Origin of the sequence: Anaerorhabdus sp., from assembly GCF_036641015.1 — a bacterium.
In the GTDB taxonomy this organism is placed as follows: Bacteria; Bacillota_I; Bacilli_A; order Erysipelotrichales; family Erysipelotrichaceae; genus Anaerorhabdus.
Genome location: NZ_JAVWFO010000026.1, coordinates 1 through 25,311 on the forward strand (window position 1 = coordinate 1; position 25,311 = coordinate 25,311).

The 25,311-nt window shown below is 32.0% G+C and carries 21 protein-coding genes and 2 riboswitches; of the genes, 3 read left to right on the plus strand and 18 right to left on the minus strand.

The features are described 5' to 3' along the window. Positions 1 to 66: 66 nt before the first annotated feature. The 11 genes from rpsG to RR430_RS05325 form a co-directional block, all read right to left on the minus strand. Positions 67 to 537 carry a 30S ribosomal protein S7 gene (gene rpsG / locus RR430_RS05275; protein WP_332508745.1) on the minus strand — a complete coding sequence of 157 codons (471 nt, stop codon included), beginning with the start codon at positions 535 to 537 and terminating at the stop codon, positions 67 to 69. Between the two features lie 17 nt (positions 538 to 554). Next, positions 555 to 974, minus strand: a complete 420-nt coding sequence (gene rpsL, locus RR430_RS05280) for a 30S ribosomal protein S12 (protein ID WP_332483100.1) — start codon at positions 972 to 974, stop codon at positions 555 to 557. 221 nt (positions 975 to 1,195) lie between these two features. Next, on the minus strand, positions 1,196 to 4,204 hold the full coding sequence (locus RR430_RS05285; RefSeq protein ID WP_332487859.1) for a PT domain-containing protein: 3,009 nt from the start codon (positions 4,202 to 4,204) through the stop codon (positions 1,196 to 1,198). Positions 4,205 to 4,286: 82 nt separating this feature from the next. After that, positions 4,287 to 4,362, minus strand: a riboswitch (cyclic di-GMP riboswitch). Positions 4,363 to 4,740: 378 nt separating this feature from the next. Further along, a riboswitch (cyclic di-GMP riboswitch) is annotated at positions 4,741 to 4,816 on the minus strand. 46 nt (positions 4,817 to 4,862) lie between these two features. Beyond that, the gene (gene feoB, locus RR430_RS05290) at positions 4,863 to 6,860 is read right to left on the minus strand and encodes a ferrous iron transport protein B (protein WP_332487861.1); all 1,998 of its coding nucleotides are present in this window, start codon (positions 6,858 to 6,860) and stop codon (positions 4,863 to 4,865) included. Further along, a complete protein-coding gene (locus tag RR430_RS05295) occupies positions 6,857 to 7,084 on the minus strand; it encodes a FeoA family protein (protein WP_332487862.1) in 228 nt (75 codons plus the stop codon). The genes feoB and RR430_RS05295 overlap by 4 nt, the downstream gene beginning before the upstream one ends. Before the next feature lie 110 nt (positions 7,085 to 7,194). Continuing rightward, positions 7,195 to 8,742, minus strand: coding sequence for a ribosomal protection-like ABC-F family protein (gene abc-f / locus RR430_RS05300; RefSeq protein WP_332487864.1), 1,548 nt, complete (start codon positions 8,740 to 8,742; stop codon positions 7,195 to 7,197). Between the two features lie 263 nt (positions 8,743 to 9,005). Beyond that, on the minus strand, positions 9,006 to 9,623 hold the full coding sequence (locus RR430_RS05305; protein WP_332487866.1) for a DUF975 family protein: 618 nt from the start codon (positions 9,621 to 9,623) through the stop codon (positions 9,006 to 9,008). A gap of 63 nt (positions 9,624 to 9,686) precedes the next feature. Continuing rightward, positions 9,687 to 10,142, minus strand: coding sequence for a DUF3021 domain-containing protein (locus tag RR430_RS05310; protein ID WP_332487867.1), 456 nt, complete (start codon positions 10,140 to 10,142; stop codon positions 9,687 to 9,689). Between the two features lies 1 nt (position 10,143). Further along, positions 10,144 to 10,584, minus strand: coding sequence for a LytTR family DNA-binding domain-containing protein (locus RR430_RS05315; RefSeq protein WP_332487869.1), 441 nt, complete (start codon positions 10,582 to 10,584; stop codon positions 10,144 to 10,146). A gap of 93 nt (positions 10,585 to 10,677) precedes the next feature. Continuing rightward, a complete protein-coding gene (locus RR430_RS05320) occupies positions 10,678 to 11,004 on the minus strand; it encodes an inorganic pyrophosphatase (protein ID WP_332487870.1) in 327 nt (108 codons plus the stop codon). A gap of 101 nt (positions 11,005 to 11,105) precedes the next feature. Further along, complete coding sequence (locus tag RR430_RS05325) at positions 11,106 to 11,699, minus strand: TetR/AcrR family transcriptional regulator (RefSeq protein ID WP_332487871.1); 594 nt, start codon at positions 11,697 to 11,699, stop codon at positions 11,106 to 11,108. 123 nt (positions 11,700 to 11,822) lie between these two features. Between RR430_RS05325 and RR430_RS05330 the strand changes: the two genes are divergently transcribed. Together RR430_RS05330 and RR430_RS05335 are read left to right on the plus strand one after the other, a co-directional pair. Next, the gene (locus RR430_RS05330; RefSeq protein ID WP_332508746.1) at positions 11,823 to 14,018 is read left to right on the plus strand and encodes an ABC transporter ATP-binding protein; all 2,196 of its coding nucleotides are present in this window, start codon (positions 11,823 to 11,825) and stop codon (positions 14,016 to 14,018) included. Next, positions 14,005 to 15,885 (plus strand): ABC transporter ATP-binding protein, encoded by a 1,881-nt coding sequence (locus RR430_RS05335; protein ID WP_332487874.1) that lies wholly within the window; start codon positions 14,005 to 14,007, stop codon positions 15,883 to 15,885. The genes RR430_RS05330 and RR430_RS05335 overlap by 14 nt, the downstream gene beginning before the upstream one ends. Positions 15,886 to 16,218: 333 nt before the next feature. Here RR430_RS05335 and RR430_RS05340 read toward each other — a convergent pair whose 3' ends face one another. Together RR430_RS05340 and RR430_RS05345 are read right to left on the minus strand one after the other, a co-directional pair. After that, on the minus strand, positions 16,219 to 16,725 hold the full coding sequence (locus tag RR430_RS05340) for a hypothetical protein (RefSeq protein WP_332487876.1): 507 nt from the start codon (positions 16,723 to 16,725) through the stop codon (positions 16,219 to 16,221). A gap of 9 nt (positions 16,726 to 16,734) precedes the next feature. Continuing rightward, positions 16,735 to 18,687 (minus strand): FAD-dependent oxidoreductase, encoded by a 1,953-nt coding sequence (locus RR430_RS05345; protein ID WP_332487878.1) that lies wholly within the window; start codon positions 18,685 to 18,687, stop codon positions 16,735 to 16,737. Between the two features lie 125 nt (positions 18,688 to 18,812). Between RR430_RS05345 and RR430_RS05350 the strand changes: the two genes are divergently transcribed. Further along, positions 18,813 to 19,694 (plus strand): AraC family transcriptional regulator, encoded by an 882-nt coding sequence (locus RR430_RS05350; protein ID WP_332487879.1) that lies wholly within the window; start codon positions 18,813 to 18,815, stop codon positions 19,692 to 19,694. Positions 19,695 to 19,792: 98 nt separating this feature from the next. Here RR430_RS05350 and RR430_RS05355 read toward each other — a convergent pair whose 3' ends face one another. The 5 genes from RR430_RS05355 to RR430_RS05375 form a co-directional block, all read right to left on the minus strand. Beyond that, on the minus strand, positions 19,793 to 22,723 hold the full coding sequence (locus RR430_RS05355; protein WP_332487880.1) for an EAL domain-containing protein: 2,931 nt from the start codon (positions 22,721 to 22,723) through the stop codon (positions 19,793 to 19,795). A 164-nt stretch (positions 22,724 to 22,887) separates the two neighbouring features. Further along, a complete protein-coding gene (locus tag RR430_RS05360) occupies positions 22,888 to 23,520 on the minus strand; it encodes a ketohydroxyglutarate aldolase (RefSeq protein WP_332508748.1) in 633 nt (210 codons plus the stop codon). A 1-nt stretch (position 23,521) separates the two neighbouring features. Continuing rightward, positions 23,522 to 24,418 (minus strand): 4-hydroxy-tetrahydrodipicolinate synthase, encoded by an 897-nt coding sequence (gene dapA, locus RR430_RS05365; RefSeq protein ID WP_332508749.1) that lies wholly within the window; start codon positions 24,416 to 24,418, stop codon positions 23,522 to 23,524. Beyond that, positions 24,419 to 25,027 carry an SIS domain-containing protein gene (locus RR430_RS05370; RefSeq protein WP_332508751.1) on the minus strand — a complete coding sequence of 203 codons (609 nt, stop codon included), beginning with the start codon at positions 25,025 to 25,027 and terminating at the stop codon, positions 24,419 to 24,421. Continuing rightward, positions 25,027 to 25,311, minus strand: a 285-nt coding sequence (locus tag RR430_RS05375; RefSeq protein WP_442879633.1) for a hypothetical protein, incomplete at its 5' end; no start/stop codon positions are given. The genes RR430_RS05375 and RR430_RS05370, both read right to left, overlap by 1 nt.

The following is a 25,311-nucleotide window of genomic DNA, read 5'->3' on the forward strand; positions in this document are numbered from 1 at the left end:
CATGATACCGATATTTCTTGTATGTAGTAAATCAAATTCACGTGCCATAACTGTACGTCCTCTCTACTACCAGCGATAGTGAGCGAATGCTTTATTCGCGTCAGCCATTCTGTGAGTATCATCTTTCTTCTTCACTGAAGCGCCTGTACCATTTGCAGCATCAATGATTTCATTAGCTAAACGTTGTTCCATTGTTTTCTCATTTCTTAAACGAGAATAGTTTACGATCCAACGTAATCCTAAAGTTAATTTTCTTTCAGCAGAAACTTCTACTGGTACTTGGTAGTTAGCACCACCAACACGACGAACTTTAAGTTCAAGAAGTGGCATAACGTTAGCTAATGCTTTCTCAAATACTTCCATTGGTTGTTGTCCAGTTTTTTCTTCTACAATATCAAATGCGTCATAAAGAAGTGTTTGTGCAACCCCTTTTTTACCGTCTAACATAATCTTATTGATTAAACGAGTAACTAACTTTGAATTGTAGATAGGATCTGCAAGAACATCTCTTTTTGCTATATAACCTTTTCTTGGCATTCTAATTACCTCCTATCCTATTTAGCAGCCTTTGGCTTTTTAGTACCGTATAATGAACGAGATTGATTACGTCCGTTTACGCCTGCACAGTCCAAAGTTCCGCGAATAATGTGATAACGTACCCCTGGTAAGTCTTTAATACGACCTCCACGAATCATAACCACACTATGTTCTTGTAAATTGTGTCCGATACCTGGGATGTAAGCAGTAACTTCCATTCCATTACTCAAGCGTACACGAGCATATTTACGAAGAGCTGAGTTAGGTTTTTTTGGAGTCATTGTACCCACACGAGTACATACCCCTCTCTTTTGAGGACTTGATAAATCTGTTGAAGAGCTCTTTAAAGAGTTGTAACCTTTGTTTAAAGCTGGAGATTTTGATTTCCAAACTTTATTTGTACGACCTTTACGTACTAACTGATTAATTGTTGGCATTAATAGTTCTCCTTCCAAATTTTAAGCACACACTTCCAAGCGTGCCGTACATTAGCATAAATAATAGTTTCCATTGCGGAAACCAAGTAGTCGCTAAGCCTTATTATTCTAATTCATTTATACTGACCTTGTCAATACAAAATACATCGAAAAACAAACTAATGTATAATTTTATCTAAAATTCTAATAATAGTGCATAATAAAAGCACTTTTCAGTGCTTTTATTGAATATTTTCTTCTATCGTTGGAGTTTCAATTTCTTCATTTATTATTTCTTTATTAACTTCTTCATTCACTGGTTCTTCTTCAAGAACTGGTTCTACTATAGGTTCTTTTGGTTCTTCTACAGGAAGATTGTCTGAATATTCAGCAATACTTGGAGCTACATTTTCTCCCCTAGAACGATCTTTCACTGGGATTTGTATTGATTTTTCTGATTTATATACTACTCCATCATAAATAACAGCAATCTCAACTACCAATTCTTTTCCTTGTGCGTTATTTAACCATCCATCATTTACAGTATTTGTCTTTGGATTTGTTGATGTCACCCATTTTTTATTAGATGGTAAAGTCTTGCCAATGTATGTATTTTGCATAGCCGAATTTGTTCCTAAAGAAACTATTTCATTATTATCTCCATAATAATTTAAAAACCCATCCCAAAATTTATTTTTAACTAAAGGATTATTTTTGCTTGTTTTTAACGGTTCTATTCCTATTGAACCATCACCTTTTATTTCCTTATAGTAATAATACATAATTACATCATTACCAATGATTGTTGCTGCTTCTTTTTGCTTCTCTTGATTACCATAAAATAAATTTTCATAGTACTGAGGTAATGCAGCTAATATTCCTGCTGTATTGGTTGCATCTACATTAGGAACCCTTGGAACTCCAAAAGTAAGTCCTACTGGTATGTCATATTTTACAATTATATTTTGTGATTCTTCATTGTATTCAATTTCAATATTCTTAGCACCATAGTTTAAATATGGATTCTTAATAATATCCATTGGAGCACCATTAGATGTTGAAGTAATTGTTGCATTACTCATATCAACCTTATTAGCAATAAAATCTTCAACCTTTGTTGGATCCATTTCCTCGATATCGAAAGCACTTTCTATTTTACCAGTAGTATCAATTAAGTTTACATTCCCTTTGAAAATTATTTTATTGTCACTATCATCGACACGTATCAAATTTTGTGAAACAGACCCCGCCAAAGATTCAGCACTTTGATAATTCGATAATGTTGTATTTTCAAGTACGACTTCATTACCTATAGCTTTCATATTGTTGTTTTTTCCATTAATATCTCTATTCAATACAAATGTAGAGAAAGAATTATCGCCTGCTACCATACAATTTATGCCTTTTAGAGTAGAGTTTTTAATATTAAATTTTATATTAGACGCCCAAACATTAAATGCTCCCCAGCTATTTAATTTACTAGTATCTAAATTGACATTCAATCCAGCTAAGTCAATTATTCCGCTAACTTGATTCCCAGTAATATTAATGCCATATTGAAATCCAAGTATTTTGCTATTTGATAGATTTACATCTCCAATAGTATTAGTCAATGCAATACCTCTATAATCGCCATGAACTATTTTTGTCTCATATTCATCGTAGGCTACTCTTGAATTAAGAATTTCACTATTAATAACATTTAAACTAATCGCTTGTTTATCTAGTCTTGATTGATCAACTTTATAATTAATCCCTCGATTCATTGTGATAATTTTCGAATCAGTAATCGTTATGTTAGTTTTGCCAAAAATACTAATCTCTATACCATTTGCGGTGCTATCCTTAGTTTCAACAACTAACTTATTCAAAACTAAATTAATTTCTTTTGTAATTAAAATCCCATTTCCTTTATTTACTGTAATGGAATTATTATTTGCATAAATTGCAAAATCCTTATCAATTGTGATTCCTTTATTATCTAATACGAGATTATTAGTTAAATTAATTGCCGATATTTTATCTTCATTTAAACTAGTTTCTAACATAGACACAGTATCAACATTGACTACAATTTTTCCTGTTAATGCTTTAGATGAATTTATTGGAGTATTAAAATCAAACACATTTCCTTGATCATCTAACCATAAGATACTGCTTCCCACATAGACATCACTAGCAAATTGAACTTGAGGCTGTGTTGCCTTATTTCCTTGTGCAATATTTTGAGGGTTAACAGTATATCCATCCAACTTAAAACTTACTGTATAAATTGGTGTTGGGTTTTCCGTTGGTTTTGGTGTACTAGGAACTGATGTTGGAGTAGGTTCAACTGTTGGCGTTGCTGTTGGTGCAACAGTTGGTGCTATCGTTGGCTTAGGAGTAGCTGTTGGTGCTGGTGTAGTAACTACTGTCTCATTTTTAGATTCTTGTATTGGATTACTACTAACTACTGTATTATCTGCTTGCATACCACCAGTTAAATTATTTTGATCATTTGTAAGCAAGTTAATCAATCTACCTTCACCAGAAACATTGACTTTTATTTCAGTTGCAAGATTTTTTAATTCTGCATCTTTCGAAACATTTAAAGATGTGTTTGTAGCCGCAGACTCAACCCTTACATTATTGACTGAAGACGTTATATTTACAGAACTTTCTGCTTTTAAATTTAAATCATTAAGCGGTGCGTTTACATCTAACTTTGCAGGCGAGTTAATTTCTATTAAATTCACCTGAGAGTTTGGTTGAATGTTAATGCCCGTTTGTTGTGCATTAGGATTAACATTGATGCTTGTAACCATCCCAAAAACATCTACATTAGTTTGCCCACTAATATTAAACTCTTCAACTTCTGAATCTTTTCCTATAACAATGTGAACGGCACTACCTTCTTTTCCACTTTTTATACTATATATTTTGGAATTATTAATTTCGACAGAATTAGCTCCACCACCTTGAACGATTAATTTACCCTTAATTTCTATTCCACTAAGAGTAACATCACCCTCGCCTACACTCTTATCAATCACTAAGTCACCAGAAAATGTGCTATTTTTAATAATTACATCGTTGGCGGTAATTTTTCCTGATTCTACATTTAGATTTTCGTATGTCTTTGATTCATCAAAGAGAACCGCAGATTCTTGTGGCGTTCCATTATTTTCTATGTTTTCTTTTTTTTGAGTGCATCCCGGTAGTGTTGTAACTAGCATAAGCATAGTTACTAAAAAAATTAAGATTTTCTTCATTGCACCTTTTCCCCTTTAATTTTCCAGTGTGACACAAAAAATGAGTTGACCTTGCGCCAGCTCATCAAATAAATCTTGATTTTTGTGCAACTGGCTGCCATTTATAAGGCCCTATAGCTTTGTGTCCCTATCTTTCGATAGGTTTACAATATTAATCTATGGTAATTATAGCACTAAATTTAATTTTGCAATACACAATAAAAATTTAGTGTAAAAAAAGTAAAAAGCCAACCTAATTGGTTGACTTAATCTGATTAATACCACGCTTGTGTTTGGATAATGATATAAAGAAGATGACATTTCTTACATCACTTATAATCCAAAAAGCTAGTTAACAGTTCACAATAACAAGCGTGGATAAATTTAATGTTTAATATAAGATTTTGGTTGATACTGGGAATTGGTCATACAGGTAGTAGAATAAAACAGGGCTTAATAACTCTAGAGTTTGAATATAAATGCAAATATGAATTGCATCATATAAGCTACTACATAAAAGTGTGCCTTTTACCAGCACACTTTTAGCTTAACCTTAACTGTGCAACTGGCTACCATTTTACAGGTCCTGTAGTTTTGTGTCACCGCTTTTCAACGGCTTTACCTTGCTTACATTGATAGTATAACTCATAGATTGATTAGATTGCAATTCATATGATTTCTAAAATATTAACCCCATTAAAGTATAGGCAATAAACGAAACAATATAAGCAACTCCAGTTTGAAATAAGATGCTTTTGAAAGTAAACTTCCAACTACCGCTCTCACTCTTAATCGTCGCTACTGCAGCAACACATGGACTATACAACAATGTAAATACCATAAACGAGATAGCACTAGCACTAGTGAATACTTGAGCAATTACTGCCTCAAGTTGAGTACTTGTTCCAACACCATAAACAACCGACATGCTTGAAACCACACTCTCTTTTGCAATAAATCCACTCATTAATGAAATAACTGATTGCCACGTTCCAAAGCCAAGCGGTTTAAATATCCATGAAATAGTTTGTCCTATTGTTCCTAAAATACTTGTTGCTGGATTTTCAACCATTTGTAATGTAAAACTAAAATTAGTTAGTATCCACAACAGTACTGTCATTGAGAAAATAATTGTTCCTGCTTTTGTTAAGAAACCTTTAGCTTTTTCCCACATGTGCATCATTGTATTTCTAAATGATGGTAAACGATAAGGAGGCAGTTCCAAAATAAATGTAGAACCATCACTCTTAAATACAACCTTTCTTAAAATAAATCCACATGTGATTGCCACAACGATTCCTAAAACATACATCGAGAAGATTGCGATACCTGGATTTTCTGGGAAGAATATACCGGCGAATAACGCATAGACAGGAAGACGCGCACCACATGACATAAATGGTGTTAAAAGCATTGTCATCTTACGATCTTTTTCACTTTCTAACACACGTGTTGCCATAATTGCTGGTACCGTACAACCAAACCCCATAAGCATAGGAATAAAGGCTTTACCATTTAATCCTATTTTTCTTAATAAACGATCCATTAAGAACGCTGCACGAGACATATATCCACTGTCTTCAAGAACTGACAGGAACAAAAACAGTAACATAATTTGCGGCATGAAAGAGATAACACTTCCTACCCCACTAATAACTGTGCTTACCAAATCAATAGACCAAGCACTTGCTCCACCCGCAAGTAATGTGGTTGTTAACCACTCACTAAATAATTCTATTCCCACTTCAACATATCCTTGAAGTGTAGCTCCTAATGGTCCAAAAGTAATCATAAAGATAATAAATAAAATCACAAAGAACATTGGAATTCCAAAATACTTATGCGTTAATAAACTATCTATACGATCAGAGCCACTCTTCATTTGTGAAACACAGGGTTTACACAAACTACGTGAAACAATGCCTTCTATTTCCATATAGCGAGTATCAGCTACTGCCATATCAATATCTTTTTGATTTTTAAGCACACAAAAATCTTTTTGAATACTTATAAGTTCGTTCAATTGATTTTGATTAAAGTTTAATTCTTTTTTAATTAGTTCATCATTCTCAAGTAATTTAAATGCATAAAACTTATCATGAGTATGATCATGCCTTGTTTCTTCTACTAAAACCTGAATACGATTCAAAATATTTTCAGTTTGTACATCATACATATAAGTTGAACTATTGGTATTATGAAGTAAGCTATGAACCAATTCATTCATACCCTCACCATTTCTAGCGCTAATTGGTACTACTGGAGTATTCAATTCTTTAGATAGTTGTGAAATATTTAGTTCAATGTCTTTTTGATGTAACTCATCCATCATATTTACTGCAATTACCATTGGTAAACCAAGTTCTTTTAATTGCATACTTAAATATAAATTTCTTTCAAGATTTGTTCCATCTACTATATTAATAATTAAATTAGGATGTTCATCCATAATAAAGTCACGTGAAACTACTTCTTCTATACTATATGGTGACATGCTATAAATACCAGGCAAATCAACAAGAGTTATTTCATGCTCCTCATAAGTAAATACTCCTACTTTTTTCTCAATTGTTACCCCTGGCCAGTTTCCAACATGTTGTTTTGAACCTGTTAATTGATTAAAAAGTGTAGTCTTCCCACTATTTGGATTTCCTACTAAAGCTACTGTATGTTTCATACAATTCTTTCCACCTTTATCTTTTTAGCCTCATCTTTACGTAATGATAATTCATAACCCCGCAAATGAATTTCTATTGGATCTCCTAAAGGTGCTATTTTTTTTATATGAATAATTGTATTGGTCGTAATACCCATATCAATTAATCTTTTTCGAATCGGAGTTTCGCCTTCAATTCCTACTACTTTTACTTGTTGATTTATCGCACAATCAAATAATGTCATATATTGTCTCCTATTCCACAGTTAGTCTACCCTAACTGTGGAACAATTACAATAGTTTTTGCAAAATAAAATATAATATTTTTAATTATTAGCAGTTTAAAAGATCATTCTCAATAATTCTCTAAGTAGATAGTACGAACTTTTAAGTGTTCTAGAAATAATCGATCATGGCTTATAACTAATATTGTTCCTTCAAACTTTTCTAACACATTCTCAATAATTTCACAACTTAATAAATCCAAATGATTTGTAGGTTCATCCAATAATATGCAATTGCATCCCTTAAGCATAATCTCAAGTAATCGCATCCTTACCTGTTCTCCTCCACTAAAACTTGATATATAACGATACATGTCATAGCTATAAAATCCGAACCACGCAAGATATCTTCTAGCTTTTTCTTCTTCTAAATTACAAACTCTTATAAAATAATCCAATATTCTTTCAGAATCATTTTCAAATTTAATAATTTGTGGTAAATAACCTACATCAACTGTCTGTCCAAATGTTATCTCACCAGATAGTGGTTTAATTTCTCCAAGCAGTGTTTTAAATAAAGTTGTTTTACCTGTACCATTTGGTGCAACGATTGCTACACGTTCTTTTCTTTGGATAATAAAATTCATTTCATTGCAGAGTTGTACATCATAACCAATTATCAAATCTTTGGCAATTACAACATCCTTACTTCCTGTTTGTGTGCTTTTCAAATCAAACGATAGTTTATTTCTTATTTCTATTGGCTTAGGTAGTTTTTCTATTCTATCTATTCTTTTTTCTAATGCTTTGGCACGTTTAAAGAAATCTTCATTATCGGATTCATGTCCCCATTGGCGATATCGACGTATCGCCAACCTTATCTTTTGTATTTCTTTTTGTTGCTCCTCATAATTTAATACTAATCGTAAATATCGCTCGTGTCTTTGTGTACGATAACTATCGTAGTTACCATGATACGTTACGACTTGTCCATCCTCTATTTCATAGAATACCGATACAACATTCATTAAGAATTGTCTATCATGTGATACCAAAATCAAAGTTTTGTTAGTATTTTTGCAATAACTCTCTAGCCATTCAATACCATTCATATCCAAATGATTAGTTGGTTCATCTAAACACAACACTTCGTGATTTTGTAATAATAATTGCACTAAAACAATACGTGTTTTTTGTCCACCACTTAATGTATTAAATGATTGGTCTAGTACATCATCAATCCCTAGCCCTTTAGCATATGCTTCTAATGAGTTTTCTAAATCATATCCACCTGTTTGTTCAAACTTACTAAATACTTTTGTATATTCATCAAATAATTGATTATCAAAATTATTTTCACTCATTTTTTGAGTAAGTTGATTAATTTGTTGAACATATCTTTGATAGTCTTCAAACACTGATAAAATAAACTCTCTACTACTACCTTCAAAGTTTGGAAATATTTGCACCATATATCCAATACCCATTTCTTTAGGAATAAATAAATCACCTGCTTGATAATTTTCTATACCTGCAATTATTTTAAGTAGTGTTGATTTTCCACATCCATTTTCCCCAACAATTGCACATTTACTTCCTTTTACTATTTCAAGTGATAAATCCTCTAAAACTATTTCACCTGTATAAGACTTAATTAAATTATTAATTTGTATTTTCATAATACTCTCCTCCATATGTTTGAAGGAATTGCATAAGAAAAAGCTAAGTTAATAAAACCTAGCTTTATATTAAACGACTATGGTTTCATCAATTCCTTCTATTATAGACGCACTCGTCCCTTGTTTAATAAAAGGTTTGTAAATGAAATTGTACGACAAAAACAATCAAAATGTTTGATATCATACACATTGTATTGTTGTTGCGCACATATACACATCGTCTTACACCACCTTGTTTACGATAAATTGATTATAGCATAAGTCTAGACTACTTTGTCAAACTCTAAATCAACAACTACTGGATCATCTATTGGTTTTAGATCACGATAAAAGTTGGCAATCGTAACTGATAAATACGGAGATACATATAACCCCACAACTCCAAAAGTAATGATGCTTAACAATATCCATCCAATAAACGATAACTCTAATATGAATAAATCCATCTTATGTCCATCCATTAATTCTCTACTTTTTGTAATAGCTTCAAGTATAGTCATATCAGGATTTTCTTTTAATATATATGGAGCCATACTATAAGAATATATTTTAATAAGCCCTGGCACTATAAATAATAGCAACCATCCAAATATCATCAAAGAGTTTATAAAGTAGAAACCCACTACTCTACCATACCGGTTAAAACCTTGAAAAACATCAGTAAACAAAATTCTCTTTCCATTTACTAAGTCCAATGTTAACCAAGTAAATCCTATTTGTAGTGGACCATACACTAAAAATAGAAATAAATAAGCAAACGGATTTGTTACATAATCAGTCATATAATACAGCACACTTAATAACAACGCACTAATAATCATAATACCTAAATAAGGTTTCATTTGTGCTCTAGCACGTGCTTTTAATTCAATTCTTTCCATAAAGATACCTCTCTTGAATTTATTATAGCACTCACTAATATCATTATTGATTATTACACTCTTCTAGTTAAGTGTATGAATTTTGTGATTCATTCGCTTAATTTGATTCTTTATATTTAAATATTGGAAAACCCATATTCCCAAATAAATAACAACAAATATTGAAAAATATGAAATAATTGACACTACCGAGTGATCCATCCAGTAACAAATATAAGCTGCTGGAAATGTACAAAGTGAAGTTAATAATAAGTGAGTAACAGTTTGTCTTAATAAACTCCATTTCTCAATTGTAAATATTAAAGGTGCAATCCCCCAAGCAGCACCATAGAGTGTCGAAACCATTACCTGTATAATTACTGCATTTAATTGATTACCATATGCTTGCTGCATTTCTAATGCAACAGGATAATAATTTCCATCATTAACAACCATCGAAATAAACAATGGAACAATAAAACTAATACATACCCCAATAAGTGATCCTAAAACAACTTGTAGTAAAATTCTTTTTTTCATATTACAGTCCCAATACTTTCTTTATTTTAGTAACATATCTTCTCGAAACAAATGTAGATTCTCCATTCTTCATCTTCACATGAATTGTCCCAGAGTAATTTAAATCAAAGTTTAATACTTCTTTTAAATTAATAATTTCTGAATTAGATATTCTTACAAATATTTTTGTATTTAATTTATTTTCACATTCATACAGTCTTAGCTTTATTTGAAATAAGCCTTTCTTAGTACTTATGTATACCTTATTTGATTCTGTATAGATGCGATTAATTTCTTCTTGTTCAATTAATTGAACTTCTCCCTCATGAATTCCCGAAAACATATCTACTGATGGCTCATTTATTTTTTGTAATAAACTGCTTACCTCATCATTCATTTCTCGGGTAATAATTATCAGCCTAAGTTCTTTACAACTCTGATCCAATTTAACTTCAACGTTCATATTCCATCACTCCTCATTTACAGTATATTGATAACCGTAATAAAAACCACTCATTTTTAGTAAGTGGTTTGTTTTCAATTCTACTTGGTTGTATTAATCTTCTAAAATTACTTCACTAAGAAACCATTGTTCCTGAAACCATGTTTCTTTTTCAATTTCTTCTTTTGTAAATTTAACACCTTTTGGAGCTACTACCCATTTTTCTTCTACATCATCTTTACGACGAATAACCGCAATTACTTCTCCTTCAAATTCATCTACAGCCTCATTTACTCCTAAAACATAAGCATCTTGGAACTCTCCATCTCCTGCTAATATCCCTTCAACATAGCCATAATTAATTGGATAAATAAATGCATAAACCGGATGTTCACTACCTAATGGACGATCCATTGTTACCTTAACTACATCACCAATCATCTTACTCTCCTATAAGAAAATACTTACTAAACCTGCAAACATTGATAGTACCATACAGAAGATGATAAATAGCAATGTATATTTCATTACATTTTTATTCATTATATTTCCACCTTTTTCATCATAACTGTATCAAGAATTTTAAAATATTCAACCTCTAAATTAAATTTCGATCCAGGATGAGTAGCCCAAACTTGAGATATTCCTATTAGTAAACAAAATGCTGCGTGCATCAAGCTCTTAGGTTCTCCCATATTTTCTATCTCACCGCGTTCTTGAGCTTTCTTAATAAAACTGATTTGCATTTCTAAGAAAGGTTTTTCTTCATTAAAATCCGCTCTTTCTTTTTGCTCATCAAATGATTCCGTTAATCTAGCAACTAATATCTTTTTTACTATATCTTTTCCACATGCCTCAAAATGACGCACACGTTTTTTCAATATCTCACAATATTGTTCATAAGGACTATCTAACATCATAATTCTCGCTGCTTCATCAGAAGATAGTTCATCTGGTAAACTCATAACAGTTTTAAGTAAACCCTCTTTAGATGCAAAATAATAATAAAAAGTATGCTTGGATATTCCACTCTCTTCACATATATCATTTATAGTCACATTATCAAAACCACGCTCCTTAAATAATGCTAGCGCAATACGACGTATTTTGATTTTTGTACTATTGTCTGGTCTCATTATTTTTACCTCACAACGCAATATAACATAATTTTATAACTTTCGCAACAGCTAAGTATAAACTCGTTTACATTTTTATATTACCGTGGTAATATATTATCACTCTAAAGAAAGGAGTGTACCATGTTTAAATTATTATTAAAATATTGTAAACCTTACATTTTATCGATAATTGTTATCCTCGGACTGGTTTTTGGACAAGTACAAGCAGAACTAGCTTTACCTGATTATATGTCTAAAATCGTTACCGATGGTATTCAGTATGGTGGAATCGTAAGCAGTGCACCAGATATTATGAGTGAAGATACAATGAATAAAGTCTTACTTTTATCAAATGATGCTGATAAAAGTATCATTCAATCTTCTTACACTTTAATAACTGGAGAAGACGAAACTGTACTTAAGGATTATCCTGGGGTTAATGTTAATCGTTTTTATGTACTAAATAAAGATGACCATTCCAAGGTAGAAGCCGTTATCGCTAAACCATTATTACTAATTCGCACATTATCTAGTGAAGAAGCAATTAAAAAAATGAATCTTCCTGAGGGTGTTGATATTTGGCAAGCTATCCAAGCAAATCCAGAAATGTTAGCTAAAATGGAATCCAAGATTGAAGAGGGTATGGCAAGTTATTCTGAAGAAAATATTCAAAGTGCTGCCAAAGTCATGGTTAAGCAAGAATACCAAGCATTAGGTATAAATACTGACTCCATTCAATCCAACTACATCTTTAAAGAAGGATTCTTGATGTTAATCATTGCCTTAATTGGTGCAGCCTTCGCAATTGCAGGTGCCTTCTTATCAAGTAAAACAGCTGCAAAAGTTGCCCGCGATACACGTAAAGATGTATTCACGAAAGTTGAGTCATTCTCAAGCAATGAATTTGGTAAGTTCTCAACTTCTTCATTAATCACACGTACAACCAATGATATTCAACAAATACAACAAGTATTCACAATGATGCTTCGTATTGTATTGTATGCACCAATTATGGGAGTTGGAGCTTTATTGAAAGTAATTCAATATCCTAGTATGCTTTGGATTTTGGGATTAGTTATTGGTGTCATTATGGTTGTATTAATCACAACCTTCACATTTACACTTCCTAAATTCAAAATTATCCAAAAACTAGTAGACCGTTTGAATCTTGTTATGCGCGAATTCTTAGATGGTATGTTAGTTATCCGTGCTTTCAACACACAAAAACATGAAGAAAAACGTTTCGACAAAGCAAACTCTGACATTACTCGTGTTAACTTATTTGTTAATCGTACAATGGCAAGTGTTATGCCAGCTATGCAATTTATCATGAGTGCAGTTACTATTCTTATTGTATGGGTTGCATCTAAACAAATCGATATTGGAGCTATGAACATCGGTGAAATGATGGCATTCTTACAATATTCAATGCATGTTTTAATGAGTTTCATTATGGTCTCAATGATCGCAATCATGTTGCCTCGTTCAGCAGTCTCTGCTGTTCGTATTTCAGAAGTACTTGCTACTGAACCAACTATTCATGATCCGAAAATTGCAAAACCTTTACCAGAAAAGAATGCTTCAATTCAATTTAAGAATGTATACTTCAAATATCCAAAAGCTGAAGAATATGTGTTAAAAGATATTACCTTTACTGCAAATCCAGGTGAGACAATTGCTTTTATTGGAAGTACCGGTTCTGGTAAATCTACATTAATTAATTTATTACCTCGTTTCTTTGATGTAACTGAAGGTGAAATTACTTATGGTGATATTAATATTAAAGACTTCACTCAACATGACCTTCGCGAAAGAATCGGTTATGTACCTCAAAAGGGTGTTCTATTCTCTGGCGATATTGAATCAAACTTACGCTACGCTGATCAAAATGCAAGTGAAGAAATGATTAACACTGCCATTGAAGTATCTCAATCAAAAGAATTTGTTGAAAGTAAACCTGAGGGATTAGAAACACCAATTGCACAAGGTGGTACTAATGTATCCGGTGGTCAAAAACAACGTTTATCAATTGCTCGTGCAATTACTAAGAATCCTGATATATATGTATTTGATGATTCTTTCTCTGCACTTGACTACAAAACTGATTCTAAGTTAAGAGCCGCACTTGGTGAGTTAACCGCTAAAACAAAGAGTACCGTATTCATTGTTGCTCAACGTATTAGTACAATCATCAACGCTGATAAAATTATTGTATTAGACCAAGGTAATATCGTTGGTATAGGTAGTCATCATACATTATTAAAAGATTGCCAAGTATATCAAGAAATTGCATATTCTCAATTAAGCAAGGAGGAACTAGAACATGGCAAACAATAAAACAGCCGTTCCTCAAAGAAAAGGCCCACTAGGCGGAGGTCCAGGTGGCGGTCACATGATGGGTACTGGTGAAAAGGCAAAGAACTTTAAAGGAACTATGTCTACATTCATCAAATACTTAAAACCATTCTATCTACCAATTATTGCAGTATTAGTATTTGCAATTGGTAGTACCGTATTCTCTATATTGGGACCTAAAATATTAGGTAACGCAACTACTAAATTAGCAACAGGATTAATGAGCAAGTACACAGGTGGTGCCGGTATTGACTTTACTGGTATTGGACAAATCTTATTATTCTTATTAGCTATCTATGTATTAAGTGCATTATTATCATATGCACAACACTGGATTATGTCTGGTGTAACACAAAAAGTCGCATTCAATTTACGTAAAGAATTATCTACAAAAATAAATCGTATGCCACTTAAATATTTTGATACTAAAACTCACGGTGAAATTCTATCACGAGTTACAAATGATATAGATACAATTGCACAAAGTTTAAATCAATCTTTACAACAAGTTTTAACTTCAATAGTAACTATTGTAGGTATATTCATTATGATGCTTACTATCAGTTGGGAAATGACTTTAATGGCATTAGTTGTAATACCTCTTTCTGGTATTGCAGTTAGTATCGTCGTTGGAAAATCTCAAGGCTTCTTCAAAGCTCAACAAAGCATTCTAGGTAATGTTAATGGACATGTTGAAGAAATGTATGGTGGTCACTTAGTTATGAAAGCATTTAATGGTGAAGAAAGATCAGTATCGGAATTCATTACATTAAATGATCGTTTATATAATGCTGGATGGAAAGCTCAGTTCTTATCTGGTCTTATGCAACCAATTACTGGATTCATTGGAAATCTAGGTTATGTTGGTGTCTGTATTCTTGGAGGATTCTTAACCATTAGTGGTAGAGTAACTATTGGTAATATTCAAGCATTTATTCAATATGTACGTAACTTCAATCAACCTATTACTCAAACCGCTCAAATTATGAATGTATTACAATCGACTGCAGCTGCAGCTGAAAGAGTATTTGAATTCTTAGATGAAAGCGAAGAAATTGAAGAAACTAAAAATCCTATTTCTATCTATGATAACGATGGAGATATCAAAATCAAAGGTGAAGTCTCATTTGAAAATGTCCACTTTGGATATAATCCAGACAAAATTATTATCAATGACTTTAGCGCATTCGTTGGTGCTGGAAAACAAGTTGCCATTGTTGGCCCGACTGGAGCAGGTAAAACAACTATCGTAAAACTACTAATGAGATTCTACGAATTAAATAGTGGTACTATCTATGTTGACGGTCATGATATTAAAGAATACTCACGAAATGATTTAAGAAGCTTATTTGGTATGGTACTTCAAGATGCATGGTTATACAATGGTACAATCATGGAAAACATCCGCTATGGTAATCTAGATGCAAGTGATGAAGATGTCGCAAGAGCTGCTGATGCTGCCTATGTTGATCACTTCATCCGTACATTAGAAGATGGTTACAACACTGAAATAAACGAAGAATCTACAAATATATCTCAAGGTCAAAAACAATTATTAACAATTGCTCGCGCATTCTTAAAAGATCCTAAGATATTAATTCTTGATGAAGCAACATCATCTGTTGATACTCGTACAGAATTATTAATTCAAAAAGGTATGGAAAACCTAATGAAAGGTCGTACCTCATTTGTAATAGCCCATCGATTATCTACAATTCGTAACGCAGACTTAATCTTAGTTATGAAAGATGGCGATATTGTAGAGGTTGGTAAACATGAAGAACTACTTGAAAAAGGTGGTTTCTACGCTCAACTATACAATTCACAATTTGATGAAGAAGCTGAATAGCAAAACTAAAACAAACTTTTATCACTTTTGATAGAAGTTTGTTTTTTTATTCTACCTTGTAATCAAAGGTAAGATTTATTTTATCCCAATGACTATGTTTAGTTGTACTTTCCTAAATTTAAGTATACTTGATTGATTGCAATTCTTATTCAAATTGAAACTATACTTTTAGTCATTGAAAATATATGTGATGCGCTATCTTTTGATTTAATTAATCGGAATTCTTTATCATTTTCCTCCTGTTTTTGTATGGAAGGATATCCTTAGTTGAGTCATAAGGTCATTAAAAATTAATTTTAAGCATTAAAAAAAAAGAAAAGCATCTTTCGATGCTTAACCTAATGGAAGTACTTCAACTATTCTTAATACTAATGTTGTTTCTGTTACTGTATCTGGATTTTCTTCTTGATACTTTTTAAATTCTTCTTCAGATACTAATTCAAGTTTCAATTTAGCACCTTGATTTCTTAATGATTTATCAATTTCTTGATCATTTGTATATTGGTAAATAATCGCAACTGCTTCTGATGTTCTTGCGATATTAGCACCAGTTTGATTTGGAGCTAGATTTAACATTAGTGTTGTATCATCTAGCATCCCAAAAACAGCTACTGCTATATTTGGAGTGTTATCAGGATTTACTGTAGCAATTGTCCAAGATCCACTACGATTATTAATAGCTTCAATTAATTGATCATCAGTCCATGAACTATCTACATAGAAATTATTTACTGATGCACTTGTAAATGTATCAGTTGTTGCCTCTGGGGTTGTTGCTGGTTGAGCGCTACATCCAACAAGGCATAGCCCTGCAAGAAATACACTTATAATTTTTTTCATTTTAGTCTCCTATTTCTTTGCTTGATTTAAGCAATCTACTACTGCTGTACGAATACGATTCGATGTTAGTGTAGCGCCTGAAACAGCATCTACATCTACACCATTTACTTCAACTATTTTTTCTGGAATTGATTTTAATGCACCAGCTGCTATCTCTTCTGTTTCATTGTTGCTTAGCACTACAACATTAGTAATCTTGCCGTTACTGATAGTAACTTGTACTTTCATTTCACCATATTGTCCATCTACAATTGATTCATACTCACCATCATTTAATGCTTGGTTCATATCAAATTCAATTTTAACTTCTTCTTTTGCGAAGAAATTGATATTTAATAGATTTGAAGCTGGTTTAATTGCATAGCCTTTTGTTAATTCATTGCTCATAATCTTTTCACCGGCGATATCACCAAATACAATTGGTCCCATAACACCAGTTCCTCCTGATACGAATTGTCCCCAAATTCCACCTACAACCTCACCAGCTGCATATAAACCTGGAACAACATTTCCTTCAGCATCAAGTACTTGCATATCCTTATTTGCTGTAATACCACCTAGTGTAATAATTACCAGTGCTTTTAATGGTACTGCATAATATGTTTCTCCTTCAATCTTATTTACTGCAAGATTGTAGGCATTAGTCTCACCATCATATTTACGTCCAAATGAATCTGTTCCTTTTGAATCAACTGCTTTGTTATAATCCTCTACAGTTTTTGCAAGTGATTCCTTTGGTACCCCAATCATATCTGCAAGTTCTTCAATTGAAGAAGCTTTACTTACTTTTGCATATCCTGGTAACCCTTCTTCTGCATAAAGGTAATTCCACATTGTTGCAGCACCAGCAGCATTTAAATCTTCTAATATTTTATCTGTAAAGATATCATATTGTACTGCTCCGGGTTGTTCTTCTAATGCTACTTCCCTAACCTCTACTCTTGCTTCAGTTTCATCAATGAAACGTTCTCCGTTTTGGTTAACACATATACCACCTGTTTTCCAAGTATATGTTGGTGCAATTGAACCAGATTGATTTGTTCCCTCAAGTCCCATTGGGAATGTTGGAATGTATGACATAGTCTCTTCATTAACATTACCACCAACTTGTTGCATCATGTATATACCATAACCATCAGCACCTTTAGATCCTCCAACTAAATAGTTCTCACCATTCTCTGCATAAGCACCCATTAGTTTTGGATTACCCGAGTATCCTCCAGTAGCCATAATAATACCTTTAGTTGAATCATATTTTACTGTCTTATTTGTTTTACTATTAATTGCTAATACTGATAATACTTGTCCTTCTTCATTCGCAATTAGTTGAGTTGCCTCAGTCATATAATCGATAGTGATTTGATCATATTTTTTAGCCTGAGTATCTAAAATTTCATGTGCTGCTGATTTGTATGTTTTAGGATCATCTGGTCTTGCTTTGTAAGTTCTTTGGATAGAATACAATGCATGTTCAGGTGCAAACACTGAACGACGTCCTTCTTTGTCTGTACTAAATGTATTATCACTTAATCCGTTATCCCAAAGCCATTGAATCATATCAATATCTCTTTCAGCAAATTCACGGATTAATTCTTCATTACCTTTGCCTGCACCATTTTTCATGATATCAGCTACAAATGAATCTACCGTATCTTCTATTCCATCTTCTTTTTGAATAACTGTGTTAGCTCCAGACATAGATCCTGAAGTATAATTTAACGCCCCTCCAGTTGTTCCTGTTTTTTCTATAATAATTACTGATTTAGCTCCATTATCAACCGCACTGATTGCTGCTGATAAACCTGCTCCCCCTGCACCAACAATTACTACATCTGCAGTTTTAGTTTCATCTGCTGTAATTTGGGGTGTTGGTTCCACTTCTGTTTTTGGTGTTGTTGCACAACCTGAAACAACGCCAAGTGCTAATATAAGCACTAGTACTTTACTTATTAATTTTTTCACATTATCCACCTCAGCTTTATTCTACTATTTATCAATATTTTCACAATGTTAAAAACATGTTACTTTTTAATGATTTCATAACCCAAATAAGTTATTATATACATAAATAAGTTATAGGAGACTGTATGAAAAAGAATTTACCTGCAAATTTTTTGATTCAAAAAGATCATCTAAGTGATATACTTAGCAGTTTTGACTTTACACCTATTTTTTTCTTTTATGCATTACACTTAGAAAACAAGTTACTAAAAAATGATATATTAACTCGTTTTAAAATATCATTTCTTATTACTGGCACAATCAAGGTATCTTGTAATAACATAACCTATGAACTTGGACCTAAATCTATTCTTCTAGTACCTCCATCAATTCTCCATACAATTGAATGTATTTCAAAAGAACCAGTTACTTTTTATACAATATACTTTGATTTACCTTTACAACAAAGAATGAAATTCATAGAGCTATTTAAACTTCAACAAATACAATGTATTCCATCTTTTTTATCAGACTTCACAATAAAGTTCATTGAAGATAAATACAATGGCTTCTTAGCTAAAGAACCACTTACTTTTCAATCTATTAAAATTCTAATTGATAATTGTATGCTTAAATTGTTACGTGTTATTCAAAATAATATTGTAGAAGCTAACGGAAAATATAGACACCAATACAGTGAAGAAAAAACTGTCTTAAAATGCATTGCTTATTTAGATGATAATATTTATTATAATGTAACAGTAGACGATCTATGTGGACATTGTGCAATATCACAAAGTTATTTATATCGTTGTTTCATTTCATATCTTAATACTTCACCAAAACAATTTATTACAACTTATCGTCTAAATAAAATAGAAGTAGATCTACTACAAAGTTCTAAATCAATTAGCGAAATTGCAATACAATATGGATATTCATCTGTTTATGCGTTTTCAAATAGTTTTAAATCTTTTTATCACATATCTCCAAAAGATTTCCGTAAACAACTTAGTAACTTAAAATAATAAATAAGTAAAATATTTTTCTACACAACATAAAAATCACTCTATGTATAACAATATTTTCGTTGCCTACGTTAGAGTGATTTTATTATTTTACTTATTTATTCTATATATAATCCTTTACTAATTAATGACTCAAAATCTACTTGAGGTAATGGCTTACTAAATAGGAAACCTTGTGCATATTTACAATCAATTCCCAATAAAAACTCCATTTGTTCTCTAGTTTCAACACCTTCACAAATAACCTCTACATCTAAATCAGTAGCAATTTGAACAACTCTATGAATAATATTTCGTACCTTTTCTTCCTTATCACTTTCATCTAATAACCCTTTATCTATTTTCAAAATATCAACAGAGATTTGATGTAATAGATGTAAAGAAGAATAACCTGAACCAAAATCATCAATAGATATCAATAATCCTAAATTTTTTATTTTCTTGATAATTTCATTAGATATTGCTTCTTGACCAAATAGTGTTTCAGTAATTTCTAATTCTATAAAATTAGGTGGAATATTATATTTTATGATTATATTTTGAAGTCGTTCAATATAGTTACTCTTTAAGAAATGTGTGCGCGATTGATTAACAGATATAATAATTGGTTCTTGTCCTGTGTCAATCCATTTGCGAATAAGTTTACATGCTTGTTCTAAAACAAAGAAATCTATTTCTGTAATTAAACCGCTTTGTTCAATTATCGGCAAGAATTCTCCTGGATTCAAGAAACCTAATTTACTATGATTCCATCTTATTAGTCCCTCAGCACCGATAATTCTCTTTGTTGACATATCTACTTTTGGTTGATAATAAACTTGGAATTCTCCATTAATAAGTCCCGTTTCAACATGATCACGTATCTCTTTTTCTCGTAGTATTTCACTTTGTAATTCTTTATCCATATATACAATTGGTCTATCTAACGAACAGTTATTTCGTGCTATACCAGCATGATCAATTGCATGCAGTAGTGCATTTCTTTGCGGTTGCACAAAGCCCACGCCCATAAGTGCATGAAATTGAAGTATAAGATTATCTATTTTATATGAAGATATCATTTTGATTATTGCTACTAAAGTTGTATTAATGTCCTCACGATTCTTATAACTAATCAACATTAGATAATGATCTGCATCATTATGTGCTACAACTGTTTGATCGTTGTTAAAACGATTAAGAATACTACCAAGACCTTCCAAAACTTTGTCACCAATATCACGTCCATAGTCTTCGTTGATACTTGAAAAATTTAATAAATCAATTGCGACAACAGCGTAATTTTCTTTACTGTTTTTTGAGACAAGTGATTTCCCATGATATAAAAATCCATTTAAATTCCATAACTTAGTAAGTTTATCTACGTAAGCGAGGTTAAACATTTTTTTAGCATGTCGTCTATTAATTACAACTATATAAACTAAGATACTAACGATTACCCCAAAGAATATTAAACTAACACCCATAAATTCAATAGGATGTTGTCTAAAATAATCAGCTAGCGTCATTGGTGCTTGTTGAAACATTGTATGACGAGAAATAATATCACTAAAGGTTTGACTATTGATGCTATTTACTTTTTTATCTAAAATTGAAAATAATCGCGCATCTACAGTTTGAGACACTCCAATTGCAAATTGTTGCTCCTCATCATTTATAAAACTAGCTCGTAGATTTTGATATGTTGTTAACGCTTTTTCAGCTGAATAAACATTAACCAATGCAAAATCTGCTTCTCCTTCAGCAACCGCTTTAATTGCTGCCCCAGTAGATTTTACTGGAACTTGTAAGGCATTTGGATAATGTGACTGTATATAATCAACCTCCGTGCTACCCCCAGCTACTATTGCAATTGTTTGTTCTTCTTGATTGTTTGGATTTGCATGTTGCCGAGAAAGCAAACTATAGTTTGTCTCTAAATAAGAAGATGTAATACGCATACGATATTGTTCAGCTAAGTTATAATCACTTTCAAATAAACAAGCAATATCCGCTTCACCTTCTTGAAGCATTTTATAACTTTCTGCTAATGAATCTGTTGTAATGTATTCAATTTCAATATTTAAATCCTTTAAAAGATATTCCATTAAATCTGCAGATATACCTTTAAATTCTCCATTTTCCCAATATGATATCGGATTTACATCAGGCCTAATTACAGCACGAATTTTAGGATTTGTTTCTAAATACTCTTTTTCCTCACGTGACAATTCAAATGTGTTACCTACATCATTACGATAGAATTCTTGATAAAGATTATACTTTAATGCTGGATTATTCATTTCTATTGCTTCTAATGCCATATTTACTTCGTTTAATAATTCAGTATTACCTTCTTTAACAATTGCATAAAAAGGAGAAGGTGCAAATTGCGCAATAATTGATTCATTTTTTAATTTGCGAAGACTGCTTGTAAGCACTGCATCTACTTCTTTACTTTTTAATCCATTTTCTAACTGTTCTTGGGTTTCATACATCACAGGAATGTAAGTGAAACCTTTTTCTATTGCAAATTCAGCTAACCTATCATTACGACTATTCCCTTGAAGCAACCCAATACGAATTCCATTGAATTGTGGATAATCATTTCTACGAAAAGTAGTATTGTCAGATGAAACTGTAAGTTGAGCATAACTAGTACCCATTGATGTTGATGAAAAATCAAATACCTTATCTCTTGCTTCACTATATTGCGCAGAAGTTAATAAATCGATTTCTCCATTTTTTAACATTTCTTGGCACTCTTCCCATGTACCATCTACATACTCAAATTCCCAATCAGTATATTTTGCCATTTCATGTAAATACTCATATCCATAGCCACTTCTTTGATTGTGCTCATCTGTTTCGTGATATCCTTCAAATGCAAAAAAACCAACACGTATTACGCGACTAGTATCTTTAGAAGCTGCATAGCTTGAAAACGACGAAAAACATATTATCGTGATACTTAATAAGAGAGTTAAAAACCATTTTTTATTTGATTTCAAATAAAAATTTTTCTTAAAATTATAAGCGGGTTTAATCATATTTATTCTCCTCACACAAATATGTTATAGCATTGGAATTATTAATTGTTTTTTTGGATGTAAATAATCAGGTAATTCGATAATTATATTCTATCATACCCATCTTAAAAACTACAATCGATTATTTTATGAATTATGCCAAAATAAAACGCTTATTCAGCGTTTTACTTGTTTCTATAGTTAGTTATTATATTTCTAATTGCCTTAGCATTTTCAGCTATTTCTTCTTTTGTACCCTTAGTTAATAGTCCACCAAAGCCACAAACGTCTACTCCATTTTCTAACCATTCATGTAAGTTTGATAGTGTTATACCACCACTTGCAAGAATTGGCATATTGGGAAGGGGTGTTTTAAATACTTTGCACAGCTTAGAACCATAGAAATCAGAGACAGGGAAAGCCTTAATAAAAGCTGCACCCATTGCTAGACCATTTACCGCTTCTGTTAATGAAGTACATCCTGAAGCATATGGAATTTGATAACGATTGCATATCTTCGCTACCCCTTCATCATAATTAGGAGCAATGATAAACTGTGCTCCTTTAAGGATTGCATGTCTCGCAGTTTCACTATCAAGTACAGTTCCAGCACCCACACAAATATCTTTTCCATATTTAGCTGCAATCGCTTCAATGACATCTCCAGCATTATTTAATGTATAACTAATTTCTAATACATCAATACCACCATTTAAACATCCTTCAGCAATCTCTAATCCTCTTTCAATTGTTTGTACACGCACAATTGCCAAGGCACCTGTATTGTACATACGCATTGTTGTTTCGGCTTTAAACATTTTAAATCACCAAGTTGTGGTAATATTCAACAACTTCTTTTACTTTTTCTATTTGATCATTATTTAATGGAGATACAGGATATCTAGCAGGCCCTGCATTGCATCCTTCACCATCAAGAGTTACACTCATTTTCATAATAGCTGGTGTAGTAGCAAGTTTTAATACTGCTCGATAAGGTTCAATTGATTCTTGATATTTAACAGCTTTATCCATATTTCCTTCTTTAAAACTATTGTAAATTCCAAGAATCTCTTTTGTTATACAATTACTAGTTCCAGCAACTGCACCACTTGCGCCCATTGTTAATCCTTTTAAAATAGTTGAATCAGATCCAATTAATACAGTTACATCCGTTCCTTGAACTGCATCTAAATAACCTTGTAAGTTATCTAATTTACCACTACTATCTTTAATAGCTTTAATGTTAGGAAGTGTAACTAAACGTTTCAAAACATCTGCTGATAAATTCATTCCAGTACACTTTGGAATATTATAAATGATAATTGGTAAATCAACATTTTCCGCAATCATCTTATAATGATTATAAATTTCTTCATCACTAGGAATTAAGAAGTATGGAGTTACGATTGATACTGCATCAGCTCCAAGTTCTTTCATTTTATTTGACAATTCAATTGTATGTTTTGTACTATTTGAACCAGTTCCAACATAAACAGGAACTCTATGATTTGTTTCTTCAATTACTACTTTAGCAAATTCAATTTTTTCTTCATCACTTAGTACATGAAATTCACCATTTGTACCTAGTGGAAATAATCCATGAATTCCTCTATCAATTAAACGATTAACTAATACGCGAGTTGCATCATAATCAATTTCCTGTGTTCCTTCTTTAAAAGGAGTTACGATTGGCGTAATTATTCCTTCAATTTTCATTTAGTTTTCCTCCTTTTGTATATCTCTAATGCTTTGTCCAAGACTTCCACCTGGATGCCATTTTACATAATCGTTTAAATCTAATTTTTTATTTTCTTGTAAAATAATACTTAACGCTTGAAGCACAAGTATTTCAGATAGTATAGATGCACGAGGTGCTTTGTTTAGTGGTCCACCTTCTTGATTAACATGAGCTACTAAGCATACTTCAGAATGTTTTGATAACCATGAATTTTCATTTCCTGTACAACTAATTACGTGTGCACCATTCTTAATTAGTGTTTCTACTGTTGCTTTTAACTCACTTGTTTCACCACTATTAGATATCGCAATAACAACATCTCCTGGCTTAACTTGACCGCTTGATCCATGAACTGCTTCAGTTCCATGTAATTCATAAGCTGATGTACCAGTACTTGATAGAAGTGATGCAACATACCCTGCTACATGTCCTGGTTTACCAATACCTGTTACATGAAGGCGTCCTCCTTGTTTTTCACTTTCAAGGATAATGGATGCCGCTTTATTCAAGTTCTCTTTATTAATACTTTCAATATTTTCTTCAACTTCTTTTTTTATTGTTGAAAGAAATAATTCTAATTCTGCCATTACATCTTTTTCCTTTCGATTCTTTCGTATTCTTTTTTGTAATTTTTAAGTGATTCAGTTATACAATTTATATCTATAGCTGAAACCATTATTTGAATATAGTTACTAAATTTCTCAAGTAAACTTATTTTGCCAATGATGCCAAAGTATTTATTATACTCCATACATAGAGATTGTATTTTTGAAATTTCTTGTATTATTTTTTGTTCATCTTTATTATCGGGTATACCTAGAGAAATTGATAAATCTGCTGGTCCTACAATAATTGCATCAATACCATCTAA

Bases quoted from the DNA above. Each gene is read 5' to 3' on its own strand.
- RR430_RS05355 (WP_332487880.1), bottom strand. From the start codon at position 22,723: ATGATTAAACCCGCTTATAATTTTAAGAAAAATTTTTATTTGAAATCA.
- RR430_RS05315 (WP_332487869.1), bottom strand. From the start codon at position 10,584: ATGAACGTTGAAGTTAAATTGGATCAGAGTTGTAAAGAACTTAGGCTG.
- RR430_RS05330 (WP_332508746.1), top strand. From the start codon at position 11,823: ATGTTTAAATTATTATTAAAATATTGTAAACCTTACATTTTATCGATA.
- RR430_RS05305 (WP_332487866.1), bottom strand. From the start codon at position 9,623: ATGGAAAGAATTGAATTAAAAGCACGTGCTAGAGCACAAATGAAACCT.
- rpsL (WP_332483100.1), bottom strand. From the start codon at position 974: ATGCCAACAATTAATCAGTTAGTACGTAAAGGTCGTACAAATAAAGTT.
- RR430_RS05310 (WP_332487867.1), bottom strand. From the start codon at position 10,142: ATGAAAAAAAGAATTTTACTACAAGTTGTTTTAGGATCACTTATTGGG.
- RR430_RS05340 (WP_332487876.1), bottom strand. From the start codon at position 16,725: ATGAAAAAAATTATAAGTGTATTTCTTGCAGGGCTATGCCTTGTTGGA.
- RR430_RS05295 (WP_332487862.1), bottom strand. From the start codon at position 7,084: ATGACATTATTTGATTGTGCGATAAATCAACAAGTAAAAGTAGTAGGA.
- RR430_RS05335 (WP_332487874.1), top strand. From the start codon at position 14,005: ATGGCAAACAATAAAACAGCCGTTCCTCAAAGAAAAGGCCCACTAGGC.
- abc-f (WP_332487864.1), bottom strand. From the start codon at position 8,742: ATGAAAATACAAATTAATAATTTAATTAAGTCTTATACAGGTGAAATA.
- RR430_RS05320 (WP_332487870.1), bottom strand. From the start codon at position 11,004: ATGATTGGTGATGTAGTTAAGGTAACAATGGATCGTCCATTAGGTAGT.
- rpsG (WP_332508745.1), bottom strand. From the start codon at position 537: ATGCCAAGAAAAGGTTATATAGCAAAAAGAGATGTTCTTGCAGATCCT.
- RR430_RS05370 (WP_332508751.1), bottom strand. From the start codon at position 25,027: ATGGCAGAATTAGAATTATTTCTTTCAACAATAAAAAAAGAAGTTGAA.
- RR430_RS05350 (WP_332487879.1), top strand. From the start codon at position 18,813: ATGAAAAAGAATTTACCTGCAAATTTTTTGATTCAAAAAGATCATCTA.
- RR430_RS05285 (WP_332487859.1), bottom strand. From the start codon at position 4,204: ATGAAGAAAATCTTAATTTTTTTAGTAACTATGCTTATGCTAGTTACA.
- dapA (WP_332508749.1), bottom strand. From the start codon at position 24,418: ATGAAAATTGAAGGAATAATTACGCCAATCGTAACTCCTTTTAAAGAA.
- RR430_RS05325 (WP_332487871.1), bottom strand. From the start codon at position 11,699: ATGAGACCAGACAATAGTACAAAAATCAAAATACGTCGTATTGCGCTA.
- RR430_RS05360 (WP_332508748.1), bottom strand. From the start codon at position 23,520: ATGTTTAAAGCCGAAACAACAATGCGTATGTACAATACAGGTGCCTTG.
- feoB (WP_332487861.1), bottom strand. From the start codon at position 6,860: ATGAAACATACAGTAGCTTTAGTAGGAAATCCAAATAGTGGGAAGACT.